The following is a 23,602-nucleotide window of genomic DNA, read 5'->3' on the forward strand; positions in this document are numbered from 1 at the left end:
AAAGGCCTTTTCAGAGAAACACATATGCTAAATGTCATATGTCAAAAGTCAGATACACCATATCTGACCGAATAGATGGCGGCTTGGGTTCTATCCCTGACAGACAGCTTGCTGATAATGTTAGAAACATGATTTTTCACTGTACCTTCTGTAATGAACAGCTTCTCAGCAATTTCTTTATTATTCAACCCGTACCCCAGCTCAGCCAAAACTTCCATTTCGCGCTCGGTTAGATCGAGCAGCTCCTTAGGTTTTTCTTTCTCATGTATTCCTTTCAGCTGTTTTTCACGCTTCAAATCATTCAGCATTTGGGCAGTCAGTTCCGGAGGAAGCACCATTCCGCCAGATTGCACAGTCATCACCGCTTTGACAATCGTATCGGCTGACATGTCCTTCAGCAGGTACCCACTCGCTCCTTCTTCAAGCGCTTCTGCAATCAGCTCTGAATCCTTGAAGGTTGTCAGCATTAAAACCTTTACGCCGGGCAGCGAGCTTGTAATTAATTTTGTTCCCTCCACCCCGTTGGAAACCGGCATACGGATGTCCATTAACACGATATCCGGTTCCAGCTCTTTCGCCTTTTCGAAGGCTTCCTGTCCGTTTCGCGCCGTGGCGATGACATCGAGCTCATCCCGGAGCTGGAGCAAGGACGCCAGCCCCTCTCTGACGATATCCTGATCGTCGGTAATGATGATCTTAATCATGATAAACTCTCCTTTTGCTGCATAGGCCCGAAGCTCCATTTTTTATTGGCCAGTGAAAATTCCGCGATTACTGTAAATCCTTGATCCGGTTCGCTCTCAAAGCGAATCATTCCGCCATGCTCCGCTGCCCGCTTTTTCATGTTCAAAAGGCCAAAGCCGAGTGCTGCCTCCGGATTTCCTTTTCCGTCATCCTTAATGACAAGGCTGATGCTGTCCGTTGTGCAGGCAAGCTGTATCGAACAGGCTGTGGCGCCGCCGTGCCGTTTGGCATTGGTCAATGCTTCCTGCAGCGTTCTGACCAGAGTCGGATGAAGAGACAGCGGGATCATCGCCGGATCGCCGCTGACCGCAAATTCAGCTGTGACTCCTGCATTTTTGTAAAAGTCTTCTATCAGCTGTTTCAGTGAATCGATTAACGAATGATCGTTTTCCGTTTGCAGGGTGCGTACTGATAAGCGGACAGCATCAAGCGCTTCACGGGCAAGCGTTTCACATACCCCGACTGTCTCCTCCGCTTTTTGGCTGTCTCTTTTTTGCCATTCACGCAGAAGCTGCAGCTGGACAAGGAGCGCCGTCATTTTGTGACCTACTGTATCATGGATTTCCCTTGCCATTCTGTTCCGCTCATAAATGGCAGTTAGCTCTTCAACCTGCTTCGCATATAAATGCAGCTCCTGGTGTGCAGCAGACAGCGCCAGATGGGACTCCGTCAGTTTCTGAAACTGCTGTTTTGCCGTTTCCTGCGCATCCAAAAGCTTGCGGATTAATTTTCCGACGACTCCGCAAAAGACAACAAATGTCATGCTGATACAATGATCCATCACATATTCATCGCCGAACATACGATATGTGCGAATGAGCACAATCAGCCACATCATAAAACAAACTATAAGGACAGACCATACTGTTTTTCGGTCAAATCCCTTCATAAAAAAGGTAACTGCAACCGGGCTGAGCAATGTGATATATAAACCTGTACCCGGAAACATGAAACCGAACGAAAAGCCAACTGCAATATCAATCAAACAAAACAAGATGCCATATTTCTCTACTCTTAATAAGAGATGATTTGCTAAGAACACACCCGCACCGCCAGCGATGAATAAATACTCAAACCAACGGTCATCTTTTACAAGAAAAAAGTAAACTGAACAGCTTACCATTAAGGTGAAAATCCTAGTAAATATAAGAGCCTTCACGCTCATCACTCCCATTACCCAATTCCCTTCTAATCATACCTGCCTCAGGGCATTTTTGACAGGAGTTTCTGGAAAATAAAAAATCCCCCTGCCGTTTTTTTCGGCAAAGGGATTACAGTCAAATCACAAATAGAATATGGGCCCCGGAAACAGGATCTTTTACGCGGAAGCTGTTTTCCGTTTCTTCGATCGAATATCCGGCATGTTTGACTCGGTCTGCCACTCGATCCAGTTCCTCTCGATGAGGCAGGACAACCGTGTAATAGTCTAATCCGCTGGCATTTGTCGGTTTAGGCGGCGCATTTCTTCCAGCCCAAATGTTTAAGCCGATATGATGGTGGTAGCCTCCGGCTGAAACGAAGAGAGCGGACATGCCCGCATAGTTTCCGACAATGTCAAAGCCCAGCACATCTTTATAAAACGCTTTTGCTTCGTTCAAATCACTCACATGCAAATGAATGTGTCCGATGATGGTATCGTTCGGAAGTGCTGTTTTCCGCTCATCTCCTGCTTCTTCCATAAGGCCCTCGATGTCAACAGCAGTTGTCGTCATGACGTAGTTTCCTTCTAGGTCACGCTGCCACATGCTGCGGGGGCGGTCAGCATACATTTCAATTCCGTTTCCATCAGGATCAGACAGGTAGAGTGCTTCGCTCACAGCATGATCCCCATGTCCGATTGCAATGCCGTGTTCAATCAGGCGAGCGAGCGCGATACCAAGTTCCTTCCTGTTCGGAAGAAGAATCGCAAAGTGATATAAACCCGTCACAGACCGTTCAGGCAAGACGACAGCGCTCGGATTTTCTTCAAGAATAAGCAGTACACGTTCTCCGTCAGCGGTTAATTCAGCTTGGCGATCCGTCTTTTGTAAGATTTGAAAGCCGATAACGTTACAGTAGAACTGAAGGGAACGCTCCAGACTGCGGATTGTGAGTTTGACATAGCCAATATTTGTATCCTCATGAATGCTGGTCATGCTGTATGCCTCTTTTCTTATGCTGATACGTTTTCGCTCTTTTTTGCTTTAAACACAAGTGGATCCAGCGCCAAGAAACGACTTCCAGAAAGAGCCAGGTGGATTGATGTTAAGAGCAGAAGGTAATCAAATTCTGCATTGCCCATGAAAGGCGCTTTCAGCTTGACTGTAATGATGGCTCCGATCAGCGTGAGAGCAAACAGAACACCGACAATACGTGTAGCCAATCCGAAGAAGACAAGCACTCCGCCTACCAATTCAATCGCTGCGATGACATACGCCATAAAACTTGGAAGGCCTATGCTGCCAAAAAATTGGATCGTGCCCTCCATTCCCTGAAACTTTGATAAACCATGGACAAAAAAGATAATACCTGTCATAACTCTTAAAAGTAATGTGCCAATTTCAACTGATTTATTCATTTTATCCTCCTTGATAAATGTTTTCACTTACTTAATGTAAGCTAGTATATATACATAACTTGTTTACGTCAAGTAATTTTGTTACATTTTACGAAAATGAAATAAAAGAACTATAAAACTGTAACAAAAAAGACCTTTGTGCAGGACAAAGGTCTATTTCTCAAATTGGCTTTCATATAAGTCACTGTAAAATCCTTTTTGCCGGATCAGCTCGCCGTGGCTGCCTTTTTCAATCATTTCTCCGTCTTTTAGCACCACAATCTGGTCCGCTCTTTGAATGGTGTTCAGCCTATGGGCAATAATGACGCTTGTTCTTCCCTCCATTAAACGGGCGAGCGCTTCTTGAATGTTGACTTCTGTTACGGTATCAATGTTACTTGTCGCTTCATCCAATATGAGAAGAACCGGATCGGCAAGCACCGCCCGCGCTATGGAAATCAATTGTTTCTGTCCTTGGCTGATGCCTGATCCGTTTTGCGTCAGCACTGTATCATACCCTTTTGGCAGTCTAACAATAAAACTGTGGGCATTCGCTGCTTTTGCAGCGGCTTCGACTTCCTGATCAGAAGCATCGAGCCTGCCGTAGCGAATATTTTCTCTGATCGTGCCCTGAAACAAAAACGAATCCTGAAGGACAAACCCCATGTTTTTCCTTAGGCTTGCTCTAGTGAGGGTTTTAATATCTGTACCGTCGATTAGAATCCTACCCTCATCAGGTTCGTAAAAACGGGCGAGAAGATTTGTGACAGTTGTTTTCCCCGCTCCCGTCGGTCCGACAAACGCGATGGACTGTCCGGCAGGCACGGTAAACTGTAAATGCTTCAGTGTCTGCTGCCCCTCGTCGTAACCGAAGGACACATCCCGGAATTCAATACTGCCTGTTTGGATCGGCTGATGTACGGCGTTCTTTTCATCCTCGCGCTCCTCTTTTTCATCAAGCACGTTAAACACCCGTTCAGCGCCGGCAATCGCGGACAGCATTGTATTAAACTGGTTGGCCAGATCGTTTAAAGGGCGTGTGAATTGTCTTGAATACTCGGCAAAGACAACGATGGAGCCGATCGAGATCCAGCCTTTCAGCGCGAACAGACCGCCGATTGCCGCAATCATCGTAAAGCTTAAGTTATTCAAAGAGTTCATGACTTTCGGGATAAATCCGGAAATCGTCTGTGCCCAAAAACCTGAAGTCTTGAGCGCAGCGTTTTTTTCGAGAAATTCGGCAGTAATCTGCTTCTCTCGCGAATATGCTTTGATGACCTTTGCGCCGGAAATTGATTCCTCAATATATCCATTCAGCTCACCAAGGTTTTTCTGCTGTTCTTTAAACAGCTTTCCCGTCCGGTTGGTGATCCATTTCAGGCTCGCTGCCATCACCGGAATAATGGTCAGCGTAATCAATGTAAGGAGCGGGCTCATGTACAGCATCACCGCAATCGTCCCGACAAAGGTGATGACGCTTGACAAAATTTGAATGACTGACGTATTTAAGGTAGAACTTACATTTTCGATGTCATTCGTCACCCGGCTCATCAGCTCGCCGTGCTGCTGTTTATCAAAAAACGGAATCGGCAGCTCATGCAGATGGGTGAACAACTCGCTTCTCATTCTGAAAACCGTGCCTTGCGAGATCGTAATCATCCAATAGTTTTGAAACCAGAGCGACAGGGACTGAATCATGTAAATGACGAGCAGAAGAAGCAAAACGGGAATCAATCCGCTGACCGTTTTCCCGACGATAAAATGGTCGATGGCCTTTCCGATCACAAAGGGGCCAAGGAGCCCGAATATGGAGCTGATGACAACCATCAGCATGACAAGGATGAGCAGTCCTTTTCGTTCAGCCAAGTAAGACCAGATTCGCTTCAGTGTGCCTTTTGCATCCTTTGCTTTCGCCCGCTTTTTCGCGCCTTCTTTTTTGTCTATTGGCAGTTTGGGATATTGGAAAGGCTTGCAGATGTCCTTTAGCATTCGCTCCCCTCCCTTCCGAATTGTGACTCGTAAATGCGCTTGTATAACCGAGATTCAGAAAGCAGTTCACTGTGCGTGCCTTTTTCAATCAGTTCGCCATCCTCAAGCAGCAAAATCTCATCAGCTTTCATTGCCGTCGTAATTTTTTGCGTAATAATCAAAGTTGTGCACTCATATGTGCTGATTGCCTCAAGCAGCTTCGCCTCCGTTTGCAGGTCGAGCGCGCTTGTGCTGTCATCCAAAAGAAGGATGGCTGGCTTTCGGATCAGTGCCCGCGCAATGGAAATCCGCTGCTTCTGGCCGCCGGACAGGTTGACGCCTCTTTGCCCCAAAACAGTGTCATATCCATTTGGGAGCTTTATAATCGTTTCATGAATTTGCGCATGTTTGGCCGCTTCCATTATTTCATCAAGTGAAGCATTTTCTTTGCCCCAAGCGATATTTTCTTTGATTGTGCCGGAAAACAGGAGTACTTCCTGCGGTACATATCCAATTTGCTTGCGAAGCCTCTCTGCCGGAAAATCATGAATCGGCTTTTCATCTATGTAAATGCTGCCTGAATCCGGCTGATAAAGCCGCGGAATGAGCTGAAAGAGCGTGGACTTGCCCGATCCCGTCGCACCGAGAATCGCGATCGTTTCCCTCGGCTTTGCGGAAAATGAGACATTCCGCAGCGCTTCTCTGTCCATTTCAGGATAACGGAAGGATACATGCTGAAACTCAATCCTCCCCGACAAACGATCAGATATGATGCCTTCCTCCCGCTCATCGCCTTCCGTTTCAAGCACCTCGCCGATTCTATCACCTGAAGCCTTCGCCCTAGTGAAAATCATAATCAAAAACGGAAACATCGAAAGCGCACCCGTAATTCGTGTTGCGTAGTTAATAATCGCAACAACATCACCGACTTGAGTGCTTCCGTTCGTGATACTGTAGGCCCCTGCCCATAAAATCAAAAGGATGCAGAGGTTCATCAGCAGCATTAGCACAGGCATCGTGAATTCCACAAGCTGAAAGGCTGAAACTGTTTTTTCCATCAGCCTCGTGTTGGCTTTGATAAATCTTTTGACCTCGTGGCTGCCGCGAAGCAGTGCCTTAATCAGCTTGATTGCGGTTAAGTTTTCCTGCATGACGGTGTTCACCTGATCCAGTCGTTTCTGCACTGAGCGGAACAGCGCCCCACCTTTCTTTAATACCCAAAGTAAAAACAAGATCAGGATCGGAATGGTCACAAGCAGAAAAAAGCCGAGCTTCACGTTAACGGCGAGCGACAGCACAATACCGCCTACAATCATTAACGGAGCCCGCAGCATGAACCGCAAACTCATAAAAATCATATTTTGAACCTGTGTGACATCGTTTGTCAGCCTCGTGATATACGAAGAGGACGAAAACTGTCCAAATGTAGAATAGGAGAAGGACTGGATTTTTTGAAAAAGCCCTTTTCTCGTATCGTAGGAAAAGCTTTGGCTGACATGGGCGGCATAAAAGGAATTCAGCATTCCCGCCGCAAATGATAACACGGTCAGTCCGACCATGACCGCGCCCCATGTCCACACATGCCGCAGGTCTTGCTTTAAAATCCCATCGTCAATGATTTTTGCGATTAATAAAGGCTGCATCAGTTCAACCGCAAGCTCCGTCAACATGAGAATCAGCGCAATTCCCACCAGCAATGAGTATGGTTTTAAAAACGATAAAGCCTTTTGCATGTAAAAGCCTCCAAACCCCTTTTTACTCGATTGTCTCTTTCTTTACTTTACTATGGCGGTCTTTTTGACGGCAAACGAAAACCCTCCCGAAAAGGAGGGCTGGCTTTATTGATTTAATATTTTTTCCACACGCTCCCGCATCTGCGGCACGCTCAATCCGATAATCACCTGAAACGCCTTCCCGTTCCTGACAACGCCGTGTGAGCCGAGTGCGCGGAATACACTGTCGGGCTCTACCTTTGTTTCATCCTTGACGCTGACTCTGAGGCGGGTGGCGCAGTTTGTCACTTCTGTGATGTTGTCTTTTCCACCCAGCGCTTCAATATACAGAAAAGCGGTGTCATCTGCCGTTTCAGCAGCAGAAGCTGTTTCATCCTTGTTTTTTCTTTCTCTGTATTCCTGTTTCGAATACAGCTTTGTTTCCTGCTGATCATCCTTTTCCCGTCCCGGTGTGGCGATATTGAACTTGAGGATTAAAAATCGGAAGACGAAAAAATAAATAGCGGTAAAAGAGAGCCCGATCAAAACTTGATACACATACGTCATACCGTGGCTGCCAAAGAGCGGAATCCAGTTCAAGGTCACCGCTTCGATCAGCCCGCCTCCCATATTTCCGACGACACCGGCCATATACATGACTGTCGACATTGTTGCGGCAAGCACGGCGTGAACCGCAAATAAGAAAGGAGAAATGAATAAGAAAGTGAACTCAATCGGCTCTGTAATACCCGCGACAATCGCTGTCAGCGTGACAGGAATCAGCAGCCCTGCGACAAGTTTTTTCTTTTCCTTTTTGGCCGTGACATAAAACGCCAGTGCGATCCCCGGAATGCCGAAGATTTTCGAGTTGCCGTGAAGCGCGAATCCGCCTTGCGGGAAGAGCTCCTTCAGCGGCTTGGCGCTTTGCGAATATTCGCCGAGATGCTGTGCCCAATACGTGACGATCCCGCCTTCTGCTACAGCAGGCCCATAAATAAACGGCGTGTAAATAAAGTGATGAAGACCGGTCGGAATCAAAATCCGTTCCAAAAACGTGTAAATCCAAACGCCCACCGCTCCGGAAGCAACCAAGAAGCTTTGAAGCGAGCCGATTCCCGTTTGAACGATCGGCCAAATGTAAGACACGGCCAAGGCGATCGGGATCATAATGAAGAAGGAAATCATCACGATATACGTTGAGCCTTGAAAGATGCCAAGAAAATCGGGCAGTTTTTTATCAAAATAGCGGTTATGCAAAAAGACGACAATCGAGGAAATAAAGATGGCTCCGATAATGTTGGTATCAAGCGTTTTGATACCCGCGATCATCGTTAACCCGCTCGTTCCGCCGACCTCTTGGTTCATATCGACGCCAAATGCTCCTCCCCATACCGTCAAGATCGAGCTGACAAAGTAATTGAACGTCAAGTATACCGTAAGCGCTTCCAAACAAGCGCGCGCCTGAGCTTTCTTCGCCAAAGCAACCGGGATGCCAATGGCGAATAAGAGCGGCATTTGATTAAATACTGTCCAGCCGCCCTGCTCAATGATATACCAGCACTGATACCAAAACCCGTCAGGATCGGCGAGCGGGCCCATGAGGGTTTTATTTTTAAAGAGCGTGCTGACACCGACGATAATGCCGGCGAAAGCAAATAATAGAACAGGCACAAACATCGCGCTTCCAAAGCGCTGGATCTTTTGCATCATACCAAAACCCCCTGCTACTTCATGTTATTTTCTTCTGCCTCTTTGTAATCAACATATGCGCGGAACAATGCTTCGCCAACGAGAAAAAATGGTGTAAAAGCGACAATTTCCGTTTTATCGCTTAATGTCACAGGTTTGCTTGTCGCATAAAGATTATGCGGAGTCAGCTGGGCGAGGACATTGTTTTTTAAATTCGTAATGGAAATAAAGGGAATACCCTTTGCAGAAAGCATTCTTGCCTGAGGAATCAGCTCCGGTGTTTCTCCGGAAAGAGAAATGATGATAAATAGATCGTTCACTTTAAAATCATCACGCATCAGATTAAATTCATTTCTATCTTCAATCAAAATGAGATATCGGTGGCGCGGAATAAACATTCTTTGCAGATCGCGGGCGCATATCTTTTGCGCATTTCCTGATCCGTACACGAAAATGCGGTTAGCTTTATCAATCAGCTGGCACATATCCGTCATGTCCTTTGTCCGTAAGAACTTCAGATTGGATTCAATATCATCAAGCAACTTTTGAAAACTCATACTCTCGCCTTCTTCCGGCTGATCTTCCCACTTTAAATAGACGCGAAATTCGCTGTAACCGCTGAAACCGAGTTTTTGGGCAAGCCGCAAAATCGAGGAACGCGATACGCTGCAAGCTTTGGCCAGCGCGTCGATTCCAAGGTGATAGCACGTGTGCTTGTGATTCAATATATATTTTAAAATATGAAAATCGTTGTCATTTAATTTGCTGTAGTGCTGATTAATCAGTTCTTCGAGCTGCATGTCAGATCCCCCCATTTTCTTTCTATTATATACAATTACAGATTCGAAAATGGGGGAATTTCAGTTATGAAATGCGAGTTGGGCTTTGATCAAGCTCTGGCCAATAGTCTTTGTTGGCCTCTATTAAATCCTCGAGAATGAGCCTTGCTACACGCGCGTTCGGCACTGTTTTTGACAGGATCAGCGCCTGCCACAGCTTTTGGAACGATTTCTCCGCCCAAGCTTCAACAGTCAGTTTCTCAACGGATACCTGCTGCTCCATCAGCCCTTTTTGGAATTGCGGAATAGTGCCGACGGTGATCGGTTCAGGTCCGTTTGAGCCGACAATACATGGCACCTCGACCATTGCAGTCGGGTCAAAGTTCGCAATCGCGCCGTTATTTTCAACGATCAACAGCATTCTTTCACCCGTGTTGTAAGCAATCGCCCGGGCTAGATCAACGATATATGATGCGTGATCATCGATTTTGATTTCGCTGTTTTCCGAGGACTGCTCGCGTGTGATCATGTCACATTGGCTGAAAATAAAGGCTTCGCGCCCTTCCATCACTTCATTTGCCCGCGTATGATTCGGATTTGATTTTTTCACCATATCATCCGGGAACAAATAATATTGCAAATACGTATTCGGCAGTGTGTCAGGATCTGCAGCCTGCACATCACGCGCTTTGACGAACGTGTCATTCCAGCTCGCCTCCACTGCTTCAACCTCCGTCTTCGGAATGTACCCGTATTGAGATACATGCTCCTTCAGCTTCGGCATTAAATCGTTGCCCTCTTGATCCTGAATCGATGTCCACCAGCCGAAATGATTTAATCCGTAATAACGGACCTTCATTTCTTTTCTTGAGGACAGGCCGAGAATTTGCGCCATCCGGTCTTCGATTCCAACCGGCATATCACAGATATTGAGAATTTTCGAATTCGGTCTGAGGCGTCTCGTTGCTTCGGCTACGATCGCCGCCGGGTTGGAATAATTGAGCATCCACGCATCAGGCGAATATTTTTCCATGTAATCTAATATTTCAAGCACGCCGCCAATGGAACGCATGCCGTATGCAATACCGCCCGGCCCGCACGTCTCCTGGCCGACAACTCCGTACTTCAGCGGAATTTGCTCATCGAGCGCACGCATCGCGTATTTCCCTACCCTGATGTGCGCCATGACAAAATCGACATCTGTAAAAGCTTCTTCCGGGTCAGTCGTCGCTGTAAATTCAATATCCGGCGCTTTTTCTTTGATAAAAACGTCACAGGCGCCTGCAATGCGATCCTGTCTCTCCTTATCATTATCATACAGCTTCAGCTTTCTGATCGGAAACTCCTCCAAATGGTCCAAGAGCATCAGAACGATCCCTGGAGTGAAAGTGCTCCCTCCGCCCGCTATTACGATTGAGAATGATTTTTTCTTCATATGACGACCTCCTTGATAACGTTTACAATTCCATTTATACCATGGAAGGGCCCGTCCCGTAACACGTTTGGCGCACTTAGGTCATTTGATCAACTTTAGTGTTTTTTCCCATAGAGCGGGAAATTTCTCACTTACCTTACGTCTGGGAGATTTGATTTTTTTACCTTTTTTGTAATCTTAAAGTCTCACCAACTGTGAAATTTAAGTGAATATACGCCCTTCCAGTTCTTATGAAAAGGTTCTTTTGTACGATTCGGATACATGCCGAATTATTTATAATCATTTATATAAAACATCCATTTGTGCGTGAATTTAGAAAAGGCAGGGGACAAAAGTTGGACTCATATAAAGTCATTGAGCTGGCAAACAAGTACAGTGCGGCCGCGGAACAGGTCAGAAGCTCCAAAATGCTGCTTGAATCCCGGTTATCTGCATTGGGGGATGCTTGGCAGGGAAAAGCAAGAGATTCGTTCGACCAGGATTTCGAGGAAACGAAAGCCTCCTATGATCAATTCGAACAGGAGCTGCTTGAAACAAGCCAGGAGCTGAAGGCAGCCGCCGTCAAAATAGAAGAACGAAAAGCTGAAATTGCCAGAATGGAAGAACTGGAACGTAAAGCAAGAGAGGAAAGACATAAACGCGGGGGGTGAACGGTGTGTCAGGAAACATTGCAGTTGATCCGGATAAGCTCGAACAGCTGGCAAATGATGTAGTCACTGAATTAACCGATATGGAAAACAAATATAAGGACCTGCATGTGGAGCTGGGGCAGATGATTTTGCAATGCGATCCCCGCTACAGCAGCTGTTTTTCCGGAGTCGGCGATGCATGGAGCTCAGGGAAAGCGCTCGTCACCAAACTGAGTGACAATGAGATTTTTATCAGAAAAACGAGCGACAAATTTGTTGAGCAAGATGATATTTTACGAAAGCTCTATCATGCTTATGACAAATACGGAACGATGACAAGCTTAACCGCCCTTATGCTGACACAGGGAAAATACTACGGATTAGGGCTTACGAAATTTGTAAAACAGCCAAGCGGCTTGCATACCGCCCAGCACTCAAAACTTCTATTAGATATTTCCAGAGCCGTTGACAGCTCACGTTATCAAAAAGCGGCCAGAGTGCTTTTGAATCCTAAATATTTGTTTAAAAAGACAAACCGACCATTTTCAGATTTGGTACATAAAAAGTTTACAAAGTACTTCCCTCAGGATACGGTGGATTTTTCTAACAGCGTCAGAAGCTACACAAGAGGATTTCTTAATGAAGCCGGCGTACGCTCAACTTTGAAGGATGTCGGAAAAACGGGATTAAAATTCGCAAAAGGAAATGCCATTACCGCCACACTGATCACAGGTGCGACTGAAACGTTCGGAGCGGGCTTGAAAATTGCTGAAAATTACGCGAAATACCAAGACAAACCGGAAGTTCTCAAGCGTGAAAATGCCAAGGCCGTCGGGAATGCTGTGAATAATACTATTTTCATCGCAGGAGGGGCAACGGCAGGCGCTGTCGTCGGCGGTGCCCTTGGAAGTGTGTTAGGCCCTGTTGGTACAGTAGTCGGAGGCACAATCGGATCAGCCGTAGGAGGTTTTGTGGGAGAAAAAATCGCAAAATTCACATCAGGCTTTGCTGAAAAAGCAGCTGTAAAGCTGAAAGAACCGATTCACGCTGTCGTTGATACTGCCAAGAAAGGATTGGAATCAGCCGGCAAAGTCGTCAAATCAGTGAATGACGGCATAGATGCGGCGAATCAAACGATACATAAAGGGATAGACAACGCGAAAAAAGGAATGGAAACAGCAAAGAAAACAGCGGACTCACTTATACAAGGCGCAACCCATTTCCTTAAAGGGAAATTTTCATTTGGATAGGAGAATAATGAATGAAGCAGTTTACAATTAGCATAGAGGAACTCTTATTTTGTTTTTATAGCGAAGGGTTTTTTGAACAGGGAATGGCCTTGAAGCAGGCCTATTTTCCAGAGATAGAAGATGAACAGCTCGGCGCTTTGTTTGAAGCGGCGTGCCGCTCACTCTTAGCCAAGGATGCCGCGGAATTTCGGAATCATCAATATCGGTTAAAGGACGAGTACTGTCCGTTTATCCATGTATTAAACGACGCTGACTATACAGTGAAGCTGTCTAAATTTAACGGGCAAGGCGCCGAACGGAATGTGTCCTGCCATTTATCAAAATTCGGCACCTACTCTCACGAACTCCTTTTTGACGAGCAAGTCCACCGCATTACAAAACTAGAATCGAATGAAGGCCTGCTTACTAAGACAGATGAATTTTTACATATAGTAGAGGAAGAGAATAACAGAGGTTTGCTTCTGAGATTGACATCAAATGAATTTGAGAAGCTCTTAGAGGGCGCTTCAGACAACCCCTCTTACCTAAAAGAATTCCTTGAAAAACATGACCATCAAGAGGACGTTACCCGATTTGTAAATGATCTGGCTTTGCGAAAAGGGAAAATGGATACACTGATGCGTCTTGTTTATGACAAAGACAATTCGCCGGAAGTGGCCGACATGGCTTTCGTATTGCCTGGCAACCGTCATACTTGGCTGGTAACAGGCATTACTCAAAATGAATTTTCTATCGTACCAGCAAATAAGGATGTTATAAAAGGTATACTTTTTTGCTAAAGAGCGATAAAGGAGAATAGCAATTGAAAAACAATGAAGTAATTAAGGTCAAAAGCAGAATGTTTTTTAGAATATGGCTGTTCCTCGCCACAGGGGGCGCTTTTATTGCAGGAGTATGGCTGGTGTCTGAAGCTCTTACATTTGAATCTAAGTATTCCCTGCTTTATTTGGGCGGCGGATTAATGGCAATTGTTTATGGCTTGATCACATTTTTTATGGCTTTCCCGGCGTTTACAAGCCGGGGAAATGTCATTTTCAGTGTAAAAACCGGACCTGATGGCGAGATCTTCTCAAAAAAACGCAGTGCGCGTTTTTCTGAGATCAAACGGATTTATATGGGACGGCATCATTACAGTTTGAAAGGGATCTTTTTTGAAGATATTATCATCGAGAAAACAGACGGCAAGGTCGTTCGCATCCCTACCTGGAACATTATCGCGAATCCGCTGTTCTTTGAAGCGGTGGAACGCTATATCCTCCCCCATCTGAGTGATGAGGCGAAAAACAATTGGATCGGCCAGTTTACGGAGATTCAGCGAAAGGCGTATTTGAAGGAATTTGAGAATCATCCAAAGCTTTAACAGCACTCCTCCTTTATAATGATAGAGAAATGCAAGTTGAGGAGTGCGCGTGATGCTGATTTCCATTCTATTATTTCTTGCGGCGGGGCTTGCCGAAATTGGCGGCGGGTATTTAGTTTGGCTGTGGCTGAGAGAAGCAAAGCCAGTCGGCTATGGGATCGCCGGAGCGCTTGTCCTGATTGTCTATGGCATTCTTCCGACGTTTCAATCCTTCCCTTCCTTCGGCCGTGTATACGCCGCATATGGCGGAGTATTCATCGTGCTTGCGGTCCTGTGGGGATGGCTTGTTGACCGGAAAACACCTGATCTGTATGACTGGATCGGCGCATTCATTTGTCTCATCGGCGTCTGTGTGATTTTATTTGCGCCGCGCGGATAACAAAATGGCCTGCTTATGAAGCGGGCCATTTTTGTTTAATCCTCTTTTAAGCTTGTCAGCTGTACTTCATGCTCCTGCTCAGGTTCGTCCAGCGGATAAATTCTCGCTGTTCCGTTTTCTTCATTCACGTGCTGAATGTAAATAGGAACTCCATTATATGTTACTTTCTTCATGTCGGGAGATTCTACAATTTCTTTCGCCCTTTGACTATTCATTCTAACACCCTCCTTCATACATAACGTTTCCGTTTCTTGAAAGAAGTATGCTTTATGATTCAGCGGACAAGTTGAATTTTTTCAGCCGTTTGTAGAAAGTGCTCCGGGGTATCCCGCTGATTTTGGCGGCTTGAGAGACGTTTCCTTTTGCGGATTCAAGCGCTTTGATGATGACATCTTTTTGGATTTGCTCCCGAAGGGTCAGCGCGCCGGCAGCAGCCGGCTTTTTTTCTGCCGGACTGATCGGAAGTCCTGCGGCTTCCAGTAAAGCCGTAAGCGGCTCATCCCTCAGCCGGCCGTCCGGAAATCTAATGGAAAGACGTTCAAACACATTGAACAGCTCGCGAATATTCCCCGGCCACCTCCATTGCTTCAGCACATCCAAAAAAGCAGTGGGAAGTTCGCCAGGCCAATGATTCTTCTGTTTGTAGTACTGAAAGAGGTCTGGAATATCCTCGGGGCGGTCGCGTAAAGGAGGAAGCTCGATCGGATAGACATGAAGGCGGTAAAACAAGTCCTCTCTGATTTTCCCGCTTTCGGCAAGCTCGCGTAAATCACAATGTGTGGCGGCAATGACTCTGATATCAACCGGAATTTCTTTCGTCCCGCCAACCGGTGTAATCTTACGTTCCTGAAGCACCCGTAAAAGCGCAACCTGCATCGAGTGGGAGATTTCTCCGATCTCATCTAAAAATAAGGTGCCTTGATTCGCTTTTTGAAAGGCGCCTTTGTAGCCGTTTCGTTTCGCTCCCGTAAAAGCGCCCTCCGCATAGCCGAACAGCTCGCTTTCAATCAAATCAGACGGGATCGCTCCGCAATTGACAGCAACAAACGGGCCGTGCCGCCTCTCGCTGTTTTCATGAAGCGCGCGGGCTGCGACTTCCTTCCCCGTGCCAGTTTCCCCTGACAGACAGACCGTTGTATCTGCTGCAGCCGCTCGTTCTAGGCTCTTCAGCATTGCTTGCGATCGGCTGCTTTGCCCGATGACTCCATTGAATCGAAACGCCATCTTTTTCTTTTGTTCCGACAGATAAAAACAAGTACCGCCATCCCCCATGGTGACGGCTTTTTCGATTGAGAAGCCCCGTTCCTTCACCTCATACAGGTGCCGGTTCTGCCAATCCGGCATTGAGGTTCGAATCGGTATGCTCGCGCTGATGATGTGTTGTTTGTTATTGCAGAGCACCATCGGCACATGGGATGCAGCTCTATCGCCAAAATAGCTGATCAGCTCCAGCTCTTTCTCACGGCTTTTAGCTGCCAGTTCCCGTTCCGCGGCATAGGCGATCGCCGTGGCAATACCGAGCATATGAGGATGCGCCCCTGCCGCCGGACACGATATGTCAATAACACCTGCAAGACTGCCATCCTCATGGTGAATCGGAGCGGCTGAACAGTTCCAGTGATGGGAAGCAATGGAGTAATGTTCTGATCCTTGTATGGCAACCGGCTCACTGATGTGGAGCGCCGTGCCAATCGCATTTGTCCCGACAGCCGTTTCCGTCCAGCACGCGCCTTCGACAAAGTTGATGCGTTTAGCTTCATTGAGCGCACGGGGATGGCCGTCCAATGCCAGAACAACACCGTCTGAATCAATTAACAGTGCCATCATTTCCATTTCTTTTATGGCAGGCAGCAGTTTTTCCAGGTAAGGCTGTGCGGTCGTTAGGAAAAATGAATGCTTCTTTGACTGCTGATCCAGCTCCGTTTGCTGTAAAACCTTCGGGCCTTTTTCTAAATAAGGATTGACCTCAGCATTTTTGCAGCGATGCCACGACTCGGCAATCCGTTTTCTTAACCGGGCTTCGTCAAGCACACCGTCTTTCACAAAACGTTTCCAGGTTTGCAAATCGTTTGGGATCGAATTCATTTCCTTGATCGCTCCTCCCTTACACGCTGTTTTCATCTATTGTAGGGGAAAAATAAAGCGCTTTCAACAATAAAAAAAGCAGGCGCCCTGTATTCTCTGCACCTGCTTTTTTTATTGTTACGCATGTACCGCAAGCCCGATCGTGCTTAACAGCGCCTCGTGCAATGTTTCTGACAGTGTCGGATGGGCGGCGATAAAATGCTCCGCCATATCAGCGGTCATCTCACCATTCATGATCGCAGCCACCTGGCCGATGAGCTCGGTCACATCAGGACCAATCATTGAAACACCGACGATTTCGCCGAATTCCGGTTCTGCCATGATTTTGACCTTTCCTTCCGCTTGCTGTTTAATGAGCGCCTTGCCGTTTGCGGAAAAAGGAAACTCGCCAATCTTCACATCCCCGTATACGCTTCTTGCTTGTTGTTCTGTCAATCCGATGCACGCGATTTCCGGGGATGTATAGATGCAACGGGGCACATGTTTCTCATTGATTTTGACATCCCTTCCGGAAGCATGAGAAGCAGCGATAATGCCCTCATGGAAAGCCGCATGGGCCAGCTGAATGCCTCCGATTGCGTCTCCGCACGCATAAATATGAGGCACGTTCGTCTGCATGTGCCCGTTTACCGGAATGCCTTTTGGAGAAAAATCAACTCCAGCCTGCTCCAGCTGTAATCCGTCAAGACGAGGTTTTCTGCCGATCGCCACGAGTACATAATCAGCCTTCGTTTTAAACTCCCGCTGCCCGCTTTTCCATATTGCTGTTTTGGCCGTTTGATCCACCCGCTCTAATCGGGATGAGGTATGCACTTCAACACCGTCTTCCTCAAGTTTCCCCTGAAAGAGACGGGCAATCTCTTCATCTTCAGCCGGGATCAGCTGGCCGGCTGTTTCAATGATGGTCACCTTCGATCCCAGTCTGGCAAATAGCCCGGCATACTCACAGCCGATGACACCGCCGCCGACAATGACAAGTGAAGACGGAATCTCAGAAAGAGAAAGCGCGTCCTTGCTGTCGATGATCCATTCGCCGTCATATGGGGCGAATGGCAGCTCGATCGGCTCTGATCCTGAGGCAATCAATACTTGGTCCGCCTCTCTGATTTCTTTTCCGTTCACTCCTTCGATCAAGAGCTTTCTGTCAGAAAGAAAGGAAGCCTTTCCCTTCACAACCTGTATTTGATTTTTCTTCATTAAGTATTGAACACCTTGGACAAGCTGTCTGACAACCTGTTGTTTTCGGTTCTGCATTTTGCTCCAATCAACCGATATCGCACCTGCTGGAAGTTCGATTCCAAAGTGGTCGGCATCCTTGATTTTATCGAGAACGTTCGCGCTTTCTAACAATGACTTCGTCGGGATGCAGCCTTCATTCAGGCAGGTTCCCCCAAGCGGGCCTTTGTCAATCAGCAGCACGTTTCTGCCCTGCTGTGCCGCGGAGACTGCAGCCGCATAGCCTGCTGGTCCGCCGCCGATTATGGCTAGTGTCATGTCGTTTCACCTGCTTTTCCTATAAAATTAATGCTGCCGGCTCTTCCAAATATGTTTTAATCGCTTTTAGAAATGCAGCGGCAGGGGCGCCGTCACAGGCTCTGTGATCAAATGTCAGGCTGAGCGGAAGAATCGTGCTTCTGACTATTTCCTCTCCTTGATACACCGGCGTGTCATAGCTTGCCCCGATGCCGAGAATGCCTGTTTCCGGCGGATTTAATATCGGCGTAAAATGCTCCACTCCAAAAGCGCCAAGGTTTGTAATGGAGAAGGTTGAGCCTTGCAGTTCTTCGCTTTCAGCCCGTCCCTCGCGTGCTTTTTTTGCATGTTCTGAGATGGATTGAGCCAGTTCAATCAGCGATTTCTTTTCAGCATGGCGGATCACAGGCACAACTAATCCAATTTCCAAGGCCACAGCCATTCCGAGGTGCACATGAGGATGTGTGATGATGCGTTCATTTTGATAAAAGCTGTTCAGCGCAGGATGAGCTTGCAGAGCGAGAACGGCGGCTCTTGAGACCAAATGGGTCATCGTCAGCTTTGTGCCGTACCTCTCTTCGGCTGTTAGAGAAAGCTGTTTTTGAAGGGCTGCCAGCTTGGTGATATCAGCCTTCATCGTAATCGTCAGCTGCGCGCTGTTTGCCAGGCTTTCCTGCATTCGGGCCGCGATGACTTTTCTTATGCCTGTCACCGGGGTTTCCTGCGCCTTCTGCTCAGAAATCGTTTCAGCCTGATTTTTTTTCTGTTCAGCAAGCGCCTTTGTCACATCATCCTTCACGATTCTCCCGCCTGGCCCAGTGCCTTTCAGCTGTTTTAGGTCTAATCCCGCTTTTTCTGCTATTTTCCTGGCGACTGGAGTTATTTTGATTCGTTCTTTTTTAAAGGCTGCGGGTTTGTTTTCTTGTTTGACAGGCTGAACGGCTAGCGGCTCGCTCTCTTCTGCAGCCTGTTCATTCGCCTCTTCCTGCACTGATTCATTGGCGTCCCCGATGTAACAGATCGCTGTGCCGGGCGGGACCTCTTCCCCCTCTTTCACTTTGATATCGATCAGTGTTCCTTTTTCAGGCGCCTCGATGTCCATTTCAATTTTCTCCGATTGAATGCTGGCAATGCTTTCTCCCTTTTCAACCGGGTCGCCTACTTTTTTATTCCATATCGATACTTCCCCTTGTTTCATGGCCATTCCCAATTTTGGCATCACTACTTTTACCGCCATTTGTGTCCCCCCTTTAATTCATTGCCGGCTCGCCAAGCAATTCAAGCGTAACGCTGACAATTTGATCTGGTGTTGGCAAATATTGATCTTCAAGCACTGGTGAAAACGGCACTGGTGTATGCGGCGCTGTAATCCGTTTAATCGGCGCATCAAGCAAATCAAAGCCCTTGTCGGCGACAATCGCAGCAATATCCGTGGCAATGCTGCATCGCGGATTGGCTTCATCAATGATGATCAGCCGGTTTGTTTTTTCTAACGATGTGAAAATCGCTTCCTCATCCAGAGGAGACAGACTGCGGGGATCCAGCACCTCGGCTTCGATGCCTCTCTCTGAAAGCTTCGCCGCCGCTTCAAGCGCGGTATTCACCTGCTTGCCGACCGCAAACAGCGTGATATCATCGCCTTCGCGTTTGATGTCCGCCTTTCCAAGCGGGATTGTATAATAATCTTCCGGCACCTCGCCCTTCATGTTATAGGACGTTTTGTCTTCAAAAAAGAACACCGGATCATTGTCTTCGATTGCTGCAAGCAGCAGGCCTTTGGCATCATACGGATTAGAAGGAACAACCGTCTTCAGCCCCGGGATGCTGGTGAAAAGGCCGTACAGCGCCTGTGAGTGCTGGGCAGCGGCCCGGAATCCCGCTCCGTATGTGGTGCGAACGGTAATCGGCACTTGCGCTTTTCCGCCGAACATATAGCGGAATTTCGCCCCTTGGTTGATCACCTGGTCAAAGCACGTGCCGATAAAATCGTTAAACATCAGCTCGGCAATCGGTCTCAAACCGGTTGATGCCGCGGCCATAGCTGCACCCATATAGCCCGCCTCAGAAATCGGGGTGTCCAGTACTCGGCTGCGCCCGAATTCCTGTACGAGCCCTTTTGTAACCCCTAATACACCACCCCATGCTTCATCATCCTGCAAATGATCGATTGCCGCTCCCCCGGCGACATCCTCACCGATCAAAAGCACATTTTCGTCTCTTCTCATCGCAAGCTTCATTGCCTCATTGATCGCGTCTGACATGCTTATGACTCTCGCCATCTCACATTCCCCCTTTTTCATATGACACGTAGACGTCTGTCAGCAGGTCTGACTCTTTCGGATATGGGCTGTCTTCGCTGAACGAGACGGCTTTTTCAATCGATTTACTGACACGCTGTTCAATGTCTGACAGTCTATTGGCATCTGTTTCTTTTAAAAGATAGTTTTTAAAGCCTTGAATGGCATCCTTTTCTTCAAGGTGCTCAGCTCTTTCATCTTTCGTTTTATACGTTTGGGCATCCCCTTCGAAATGGCCGTAGTTTCTGTAGGTCATACATTCAATCAAAGATGGGCCTCCACCGTTTCTTGCTCTTTCTATCGCTTCCTCGGCTGCCTGGTAAACTGCTAAAATATCTTTTCCGTCCACCGTAACCCCAGGCATATTATAGGCAGCCGCCCGATCGGCGATTGAATCACAGGCCGACGCGTACTCAAATGGAGTGGCTTCACCGTAGCCGTTGTTTTCGGCTACAAATACCACAGGAAGGTTCCATACTGCCGCTAAGTTCAGTCCCTCATGGAAGGTGCCTTGGTTATTTGCTCCGTCTCCAAAAAAGCAAACGCTTACATTTTTAGTCTGTTTATATTTAGCGGTGAGCGCTGATCCGCATGCGAGCGTAAATCCGCCCCCCACAATTCCATTTGCCCCTAGCATGCCTTTATCGAGATCGGCAATGTGCATAGATCCGCCCTTGCCTTTGCACAAACCGGTCGCTTTCCCGAAAATTTCCGCCATCATGCCGTCCAGATCACAGCCTTTGGCGATACAATGGCCATGTCCCCTGTGCGTACTTGTAATGCTGTCGCCATCATGTAAATGAGCGCACACCCCTACAGCTACCGCTTCCTCACCGGCATATAAATGGACGAAGCCGGGAAGCACTCCCTGTGCGAACAGCTCATGCACTTTGTCTTCAAATCCCCTTATTTCCAGCATCTTTTGGTACATCCACAGCGCTTTCTCCTCAGTTAATGACAAGCCTTCTCGTTTTAACAATTCCATTTTGTGCGCCTCCTTCTATTTAGGGTTCACATTTATCAATGCAAGAAGTGTGCCAGTCTTTGGAGCCCGTAAAATCAGTCGTTTCATTTTCACACTGGAGACAGTTTGAGACAGGTGTCTCATTTTGTCTCGATCTGAACCATTTGTCTCGTTTTATGGCATGCAAAATAGACCGGGCATCACCCGGTCTTTGACAATGATCGACGTATTTATTTCCTTGGAAATCTTTTAACTGCCTAATTCCTCTGCATCGTTTGGCTGAATAGCTGTTTCCGGAAGAACACCAATTGAATATTTGACATATCCGATACCGCCGTCCCCGTCCTTCTGCATACAGTCTATCGTGCCGTTTGAGTATGTATATCCCTTTTCATTAAGCGTTTTTCTGACCGTTTCCGCCATCTTTGCGGCATCTGTTTTTGATAATCCGCTGGCGTCTAACTGAATCGTCATGCTCATAGGCGCTTTTTTAGCCAGCTGTTTGTTCCATTTTGTATCTAACGTGAACTGTCCGTTTTCGATACTGAAAGCAGCATCAGCTTTTATGACTCGCGGAACCGCTTTTTTCAGATCTGCTTCGATTTCCTTCGATGCTTCTTCATTTAAGTATTTTGCTACTGATTTGGTATACGCTTCTTCAATTCCATCGCACGTGACTTTCGGATGGAGAAAGCCCTTCGTACACATTGGATAACGATAAGATTGGGTGTTTGCTTGGAACACATATTCAGAGGTTTTAGCGTTATATACCCCATTCGTGATCTTGATTTCTTTTTTGGGATAGGTTTGTTTCACATAAGAGACTAACTTTTGCTGTGCGGCATTTTTCGTAAATGGATCACCGAACCATACATGATAGGTATATAAGCCGCATCCAAATACAGCAATGGCAAAGAAACCGAATACCATTCTTTTCATTTTCACACTCTTTTCCGGATATATACGTTTTACAGTTCTTGTTTTTCTTTAACAGCCCGATTCAGCGCTTGAAGCATGTAGCCAATGCCTTTGTACGGTGACAGCGGCCAGCTGATTCGTTGATGCTCGCCGGTGACGGTGTTTAGGACGCTTCGATATTTTTTTCCGCCAAGCATGACGAGCTCTTCGATATCAGAAAATCCCCTTTCGCAAAATTGGCGGCGCAGCTCCTCTGTTGTCATGATTTCCGGATGCCCGGTGCCAAACGTCACATCGTAATTTTCCGATACGATATCATCTGGGCGAAGGAATCCGTGCTTCGCCGACAAAATCACCCACTCGTCGAAAAATGTTTTCGCATATCGCTCGCACGCCTGATGAAACGGGCTGAGATAAGCGTCCTCTGCTCTTACCGGCCCGGTATCAGGCTGGACGTCCCAGATTTTTTTCTTGCCGCAGGGGATGATGCATAGTCTTTTCATTTTTCTCTCCCTATTTCTGTTTCATATAATAGCCAAAATAACAAGTGCCCTGTTTAATTTCTCCTTAGCACTTCGCAGGTCAAAAACCACTAAGAATGGAACCTGTTTTCCAGATCGCGGTTAGTTTCTCACAATAGAGAAATTAGTTAAAGTTCATATTTATCTTTTCACAAACCAGATGTAAAATCTTCTTTGATCATTGAATACATATATAAATCTTCAAATTTACCACAAGTAAATTCATAATGTCTCAGCAAGCCCTCTCTGTTAAAACCTTGTTTTTCTACTAGTTTTATCGATGGGATATTAGAAGGTTCTATAAGAGCTTCAATTCTTTCCAGCTGCAAGTGGTTGTATCCATATTTGACGACAGCCTCTAATGCTTCACTCACTATTCCTTTCCTCCAGTGATCCTTACTTAATTCATACCCAACTTCAGCTCGATAATGTTTTGCAAGTCTATTAAGAAACCCACAACTTCCTATTACTATGCCAGAATCTTTAAGTGTAATTCCCCATCTGATTCCTGTACCTTTTTCATATATGGATTTATACCACCTAATCTCTTTATAAACATCATTAGTCGTTTCAAAGGGTTCTAACCCCATAGGCTTAACAACATCTTGATCTGAAAGATATGTTAGCATATCTTTGGCATCTTCAAAGTCTACTTCTCTTAAACATAATCTTTTTGTTTCAATTATAGGAAATTCTTTCATCAAATTCCCCCTTCATTGTATCCGTACCATCTCCTATTATTACCATGTATTTTATCTTATCCTTTTAGATAAAAAAAGATAGCAAGGAAAATTGTCCCTGCTATCTTGATTCTTACTATTTATAATCCCTCTGCTTCAACAGCTTCTCGGCAGAATGTCTCT

General features: G+C 46.6%; 23 protein-coding genes. 5 read left to right on the plus strand and 18 right to left on the minus strand.

Annotated features, from left to right (window positions below; genetic code table 11):
- Positions 1–41: 41 nt before the first annotated feature.
- From lnrK to glvA, 9 genes are all read right to left on the minus strand, one after another.
- Entirely contained in the window at positions 42–704 is a 663-nt protein-coding gene (lnrK, locus tag Q5C82_RS16030; RefSeq protein ID WP_003223194.1) for a two-component system response regulator LnrK, read from the minus strand.
- Positions 701–1,903 (minus strand): sensor histidine kinase, encoded by a 1,203-nt coding sequence (locus Q5C82_RS16035; RefSeq protein WP_032727354.1) that lies wholly within the window; start codon positions 1,901–1,903, stop codon positions 701–703. Before Q5C82_RS16035 ends, lnrK begins: the two co-directional genes overlap by 4 nt.
- Positions 1,904–2,021: 118 nt before the next feature.
- A complete protein-coding gene (gene catE, locus Q5C82_RS16040; RefSeq protein WP_003223190.1) occupies positions 2,022–2,879 on the minus strand; it encodes a catechol 2,3-dioxygenase in 858 nt (285 codons plus the stop codon).
- Between the two features lie 17 nt (positions 2,880–2,896).
- On the minus strand, positions 2,897–3,301 hold the full coding sequence (gene catD, locus Q5C82_RS16045) for a DoxX family oxidoreductase CatD (protein ID WP_003223188.1): 405 nt from the start codon (positions 3,299–3,301) through the stop codon (positions 2,897–2,899).
- 153 nt (positions 3,302–3,454) lie between these two features.
- Positions 3,455–5,269, minus strand: a complete 1,815-nt coding sequence (locus tag Q5C82_RS16050; RefSeq protein WP_003223186.1) for an ABC transporter ATP-binding protein — start codon at positions 5,267–5,269, stop codon at positions 3,455–3,457.
- On the minus strand, positions 5,263–6,981 hold the full coding sequence (locus Q5C82_RS16055; RefSeq protein ID WP_003223184.1) for an ABC transporter ATP-binding protein: 1,719 nt from the start codon (positions 6,979–6,981) through the stop codon (positions 5,263–5,265). The genes Q5C82_RS16050 and Q5C82_RS16055 overlap by 7 nt, the downstream gene beginning before the upstream one ends.
- 105 nt (positions 6,982–7,086) lie before the next feature.
- Positions 7,087–8,670 carry a PTS maltose transporter subunit IIBC gene (gene malP / locus Q5C82_RS16060; protein WP_003223182.1) on the minus strand — a complete coding sequence of 528 codons (1,584 nt, stop codon included), beginning with the start codon at positions 8,668–8,670 and terminating at the stop codon, positions 7,087–7,089.
- A gap of 14 nt (positions 8,671–8,684) precedes the next feature.
- The gene (gene glvR / locus Q5C82_RS16065) at positions 8,685–9,449 is read right to left on the minus strand and encodes a MurR/RpiR family transcriptional regulator GlvR (protein ID WP_003223180.1); all 765 of its coding nucleotides are present in this window, start codon (positions 9,447–9,449) and stop codon (positions 8,685–8,687) included.
- A gap of 64 nt (positions 9,450–9,513) precedes the next feature.
- Positions 9,514–10,863 carry a maltose-6'-phosphate glucosidase gene (gene glvA, locus Q5C82_RS16070; protein ID WP_003223179.1) on the minus strand — a complete coding sequence of 450 codons (1,350 nt, stop codon included), beginning with the start codon at positions 10,861–10,863 and terminating at the stop codon, positions 9,514–9,516.
- A gap of 335 nt (positions 10,864–11,198) precedes the next feature.
- Here glvA and Q5C82_RS16075 point away from each other — a divergent pair, with 335 nt between their 5' ends.
- From Q5C82_RS16075 to Q5C82_RS16095, 5 genes are read left to right on the plus strand one after another with little or no spacing between them, the layout of a single operon-like run.
- Complete coding sequence (locus Q5C82_RS16075; RefSeq protein ID WP_003223177.1) at positions 11,199–11,513, plus strand: WXG100 family type VII secretion target; 315 nt, start codon at positions 11,199–11,201, stop codon at positions 11,511–11,513.
- Between the two features lie 5 nt (positions 11,514–11,518).
- Positions 11,519–12,742 carry a hypothetical protein gene (locus Q5C82_RS16080; protein WP_003223175.1) on the plus strand — a complete coding sequence of 408 codons (1,224 nt, stop codon included), beginning with the start codon at positions 11,519–11,521 and terminating at the stop codon, positions 12,740–12,742.
- Positions 12,743–12,753: 11 nt separating this feature from the next.
- Entirely contained in the window at positions 12,754–13,521 is a 768-nt protein-coding gene (locus tag Q5C82_RS16085; protein ID WP_003223173.1) for a hypothetical protein, read from the plus strand.
- A gap of 23 nt (positions 13,522–13,544) precedes the next feature.
- Positions 13,545–14,102, plus strand: a complete 558-nt coding sequence (locus tag Q5C82_RS16090; protein WP_003223172.1) for a YfjD family protein — start codon at positions 13,545–13,547, stop codon at positions 14,100–14,102.
- 49 nt (positions 14,103–14,151) lie between these two features.
- Complete coding sequence (locus Q5C82_RS16095; RefSeq protein WP_079996306.1) at positions 14,152–14,481, plus strand: YnfA family protein; 330 nt, start codon at positions 14,152–14,154, stop codon at positions 14,479–14,481.
- A gap of 35 nt (positions 14,482–14,516) precedes the next feature.
- Here Q5C82_RS16095 and Q5C82_RS16100 read toward each other — a convergent pair whose 3' ends face one another.
- From Q5C82_RS16100 to Q5C82_RS16140, 9 genes are all read right to left on the minus strand, one after another.
- Complete coding sequence (locus Q5C82_RS16100; protein WP_003223168.1) at positions 14,517–14,696, minus strand: small acid-soluble spore protein H; 180 nt, start codon at positions 14,694–14,696, stop codon at positions 14,517–14,519.
- 52 nt (positions 14,697–14,748) lie between these two features.
- Positions 14,749–16,566 carry a sigma-54-dependent Fis family transcriptional regulator gene (locus tag Q5C82_RS16105; RefSeq protein ID WP_003223165.1) on the minus strand — a complete coding sequence of 606 codons (1,818 nt, stop codon included), beginning with the start codon at positions 16,564–16,566 and terminating at the stop codon, positions 14,749–14,751.
- Positions 16,567–16,683: 117 nt separating this feature from the next.
- Positions 16,684–18,060 (minus strand): acetoin dehydrogenase complex dihydrolipoyl dehydrogenase, encoded by a 1,377-nt coding sequence (gene acoL, locus Q5C82_RS16110; RefSeq protein WP_003223163.1) that lies wholly within the window; start codon positions 18,058–18,060, stop codon positions 16,684–16,686.
- Between the two features lie 19 nt (positions 18,061–18,079).
- Positions 18,080–19,276, minus strand: coding sequence for a dihydrolipoamide acetyltransferase family protein (locus Q5C82_RS16115; protein ID WP_003223160.1), 1,197 nt, complete (start codon positions 19,274–19,276; stop codon positions 18,080–18,082).
- A gap of 13 nt (positions 19,277–19,289) precedes the next feature.
- Positions 19,290–20,318, minus strand: a complete 1,029-nt coding sequence (gene acoB, locus Q5C82_RS16120) for an acetoin:2,6-dichlorophenolindophenol oxidoreductase subunit beta (RefSeq protein WP_003223157.1) — start codon at positions 20,316–20,318, stop codon at positions 19,290–19,292.
- A gap of 1 nt (position 20,319) precedes the next feature.
- Complete coding sequence (gene acoA / locus Q5C82_RS16125; protein ID WP_003223155.1) at positions 20,320–21,321, minus strand: acetoin:2,6-dichlorophenolindophenol oxidoreductase subunit alpha; 1,002 nt, start codon at positions 21,319–21,321, stop codon at positions 20,320–20,322.
- Positions 21,322–21,549: 228 nt separating this feature from the next.
- Positions 21,550–22,239 carry a hypothetical protein gene (locus tag Q5C82_RS16130; protein ID WP_003223153.1) on the minus strand — a complete coding sequence of 230 codons (690 nt, stop codon included), beginning with the start codon at positions 22,237–22,239 and terminating at the stop codon, positions 21,550–21,552.
- A 29-nt stretch (positions 22,240–22,268) separates the two neighbouring features.
- Entirely contained in the window at positions 22,269–22,721 is a 453-nt protein-coding gene (locus tag Q5C82_RS16135) for a DUF6884 domain-containing protein (protein WP_003223151.1), read from the minus strand.
- A gap of 167 nt (positions 22,722–22,888) precedes the next feature.
- Complete coding sequence (locus tag Q5C82_RS16140; protein ID WP_003223149.1) at positions 22,889–23,440, minus strand: GNAT family N-acetyltransferase; 552 nt, start codon at positions 23,438–23,440, stop codon at positions 22,889–22,891.
- Between the last annotated feature and the right edge of the window lie 162 nt (positions 23,441–23,602).

Origin of the sequence: uncultured Bacillus sp. (assembly GCF_958411575.1) — a bacterium.
GTDB lineage: Bacteria > Bacillota > Bacilli > Bacillales > Bacillaceae > Bacillus > Bacillus spizizenii.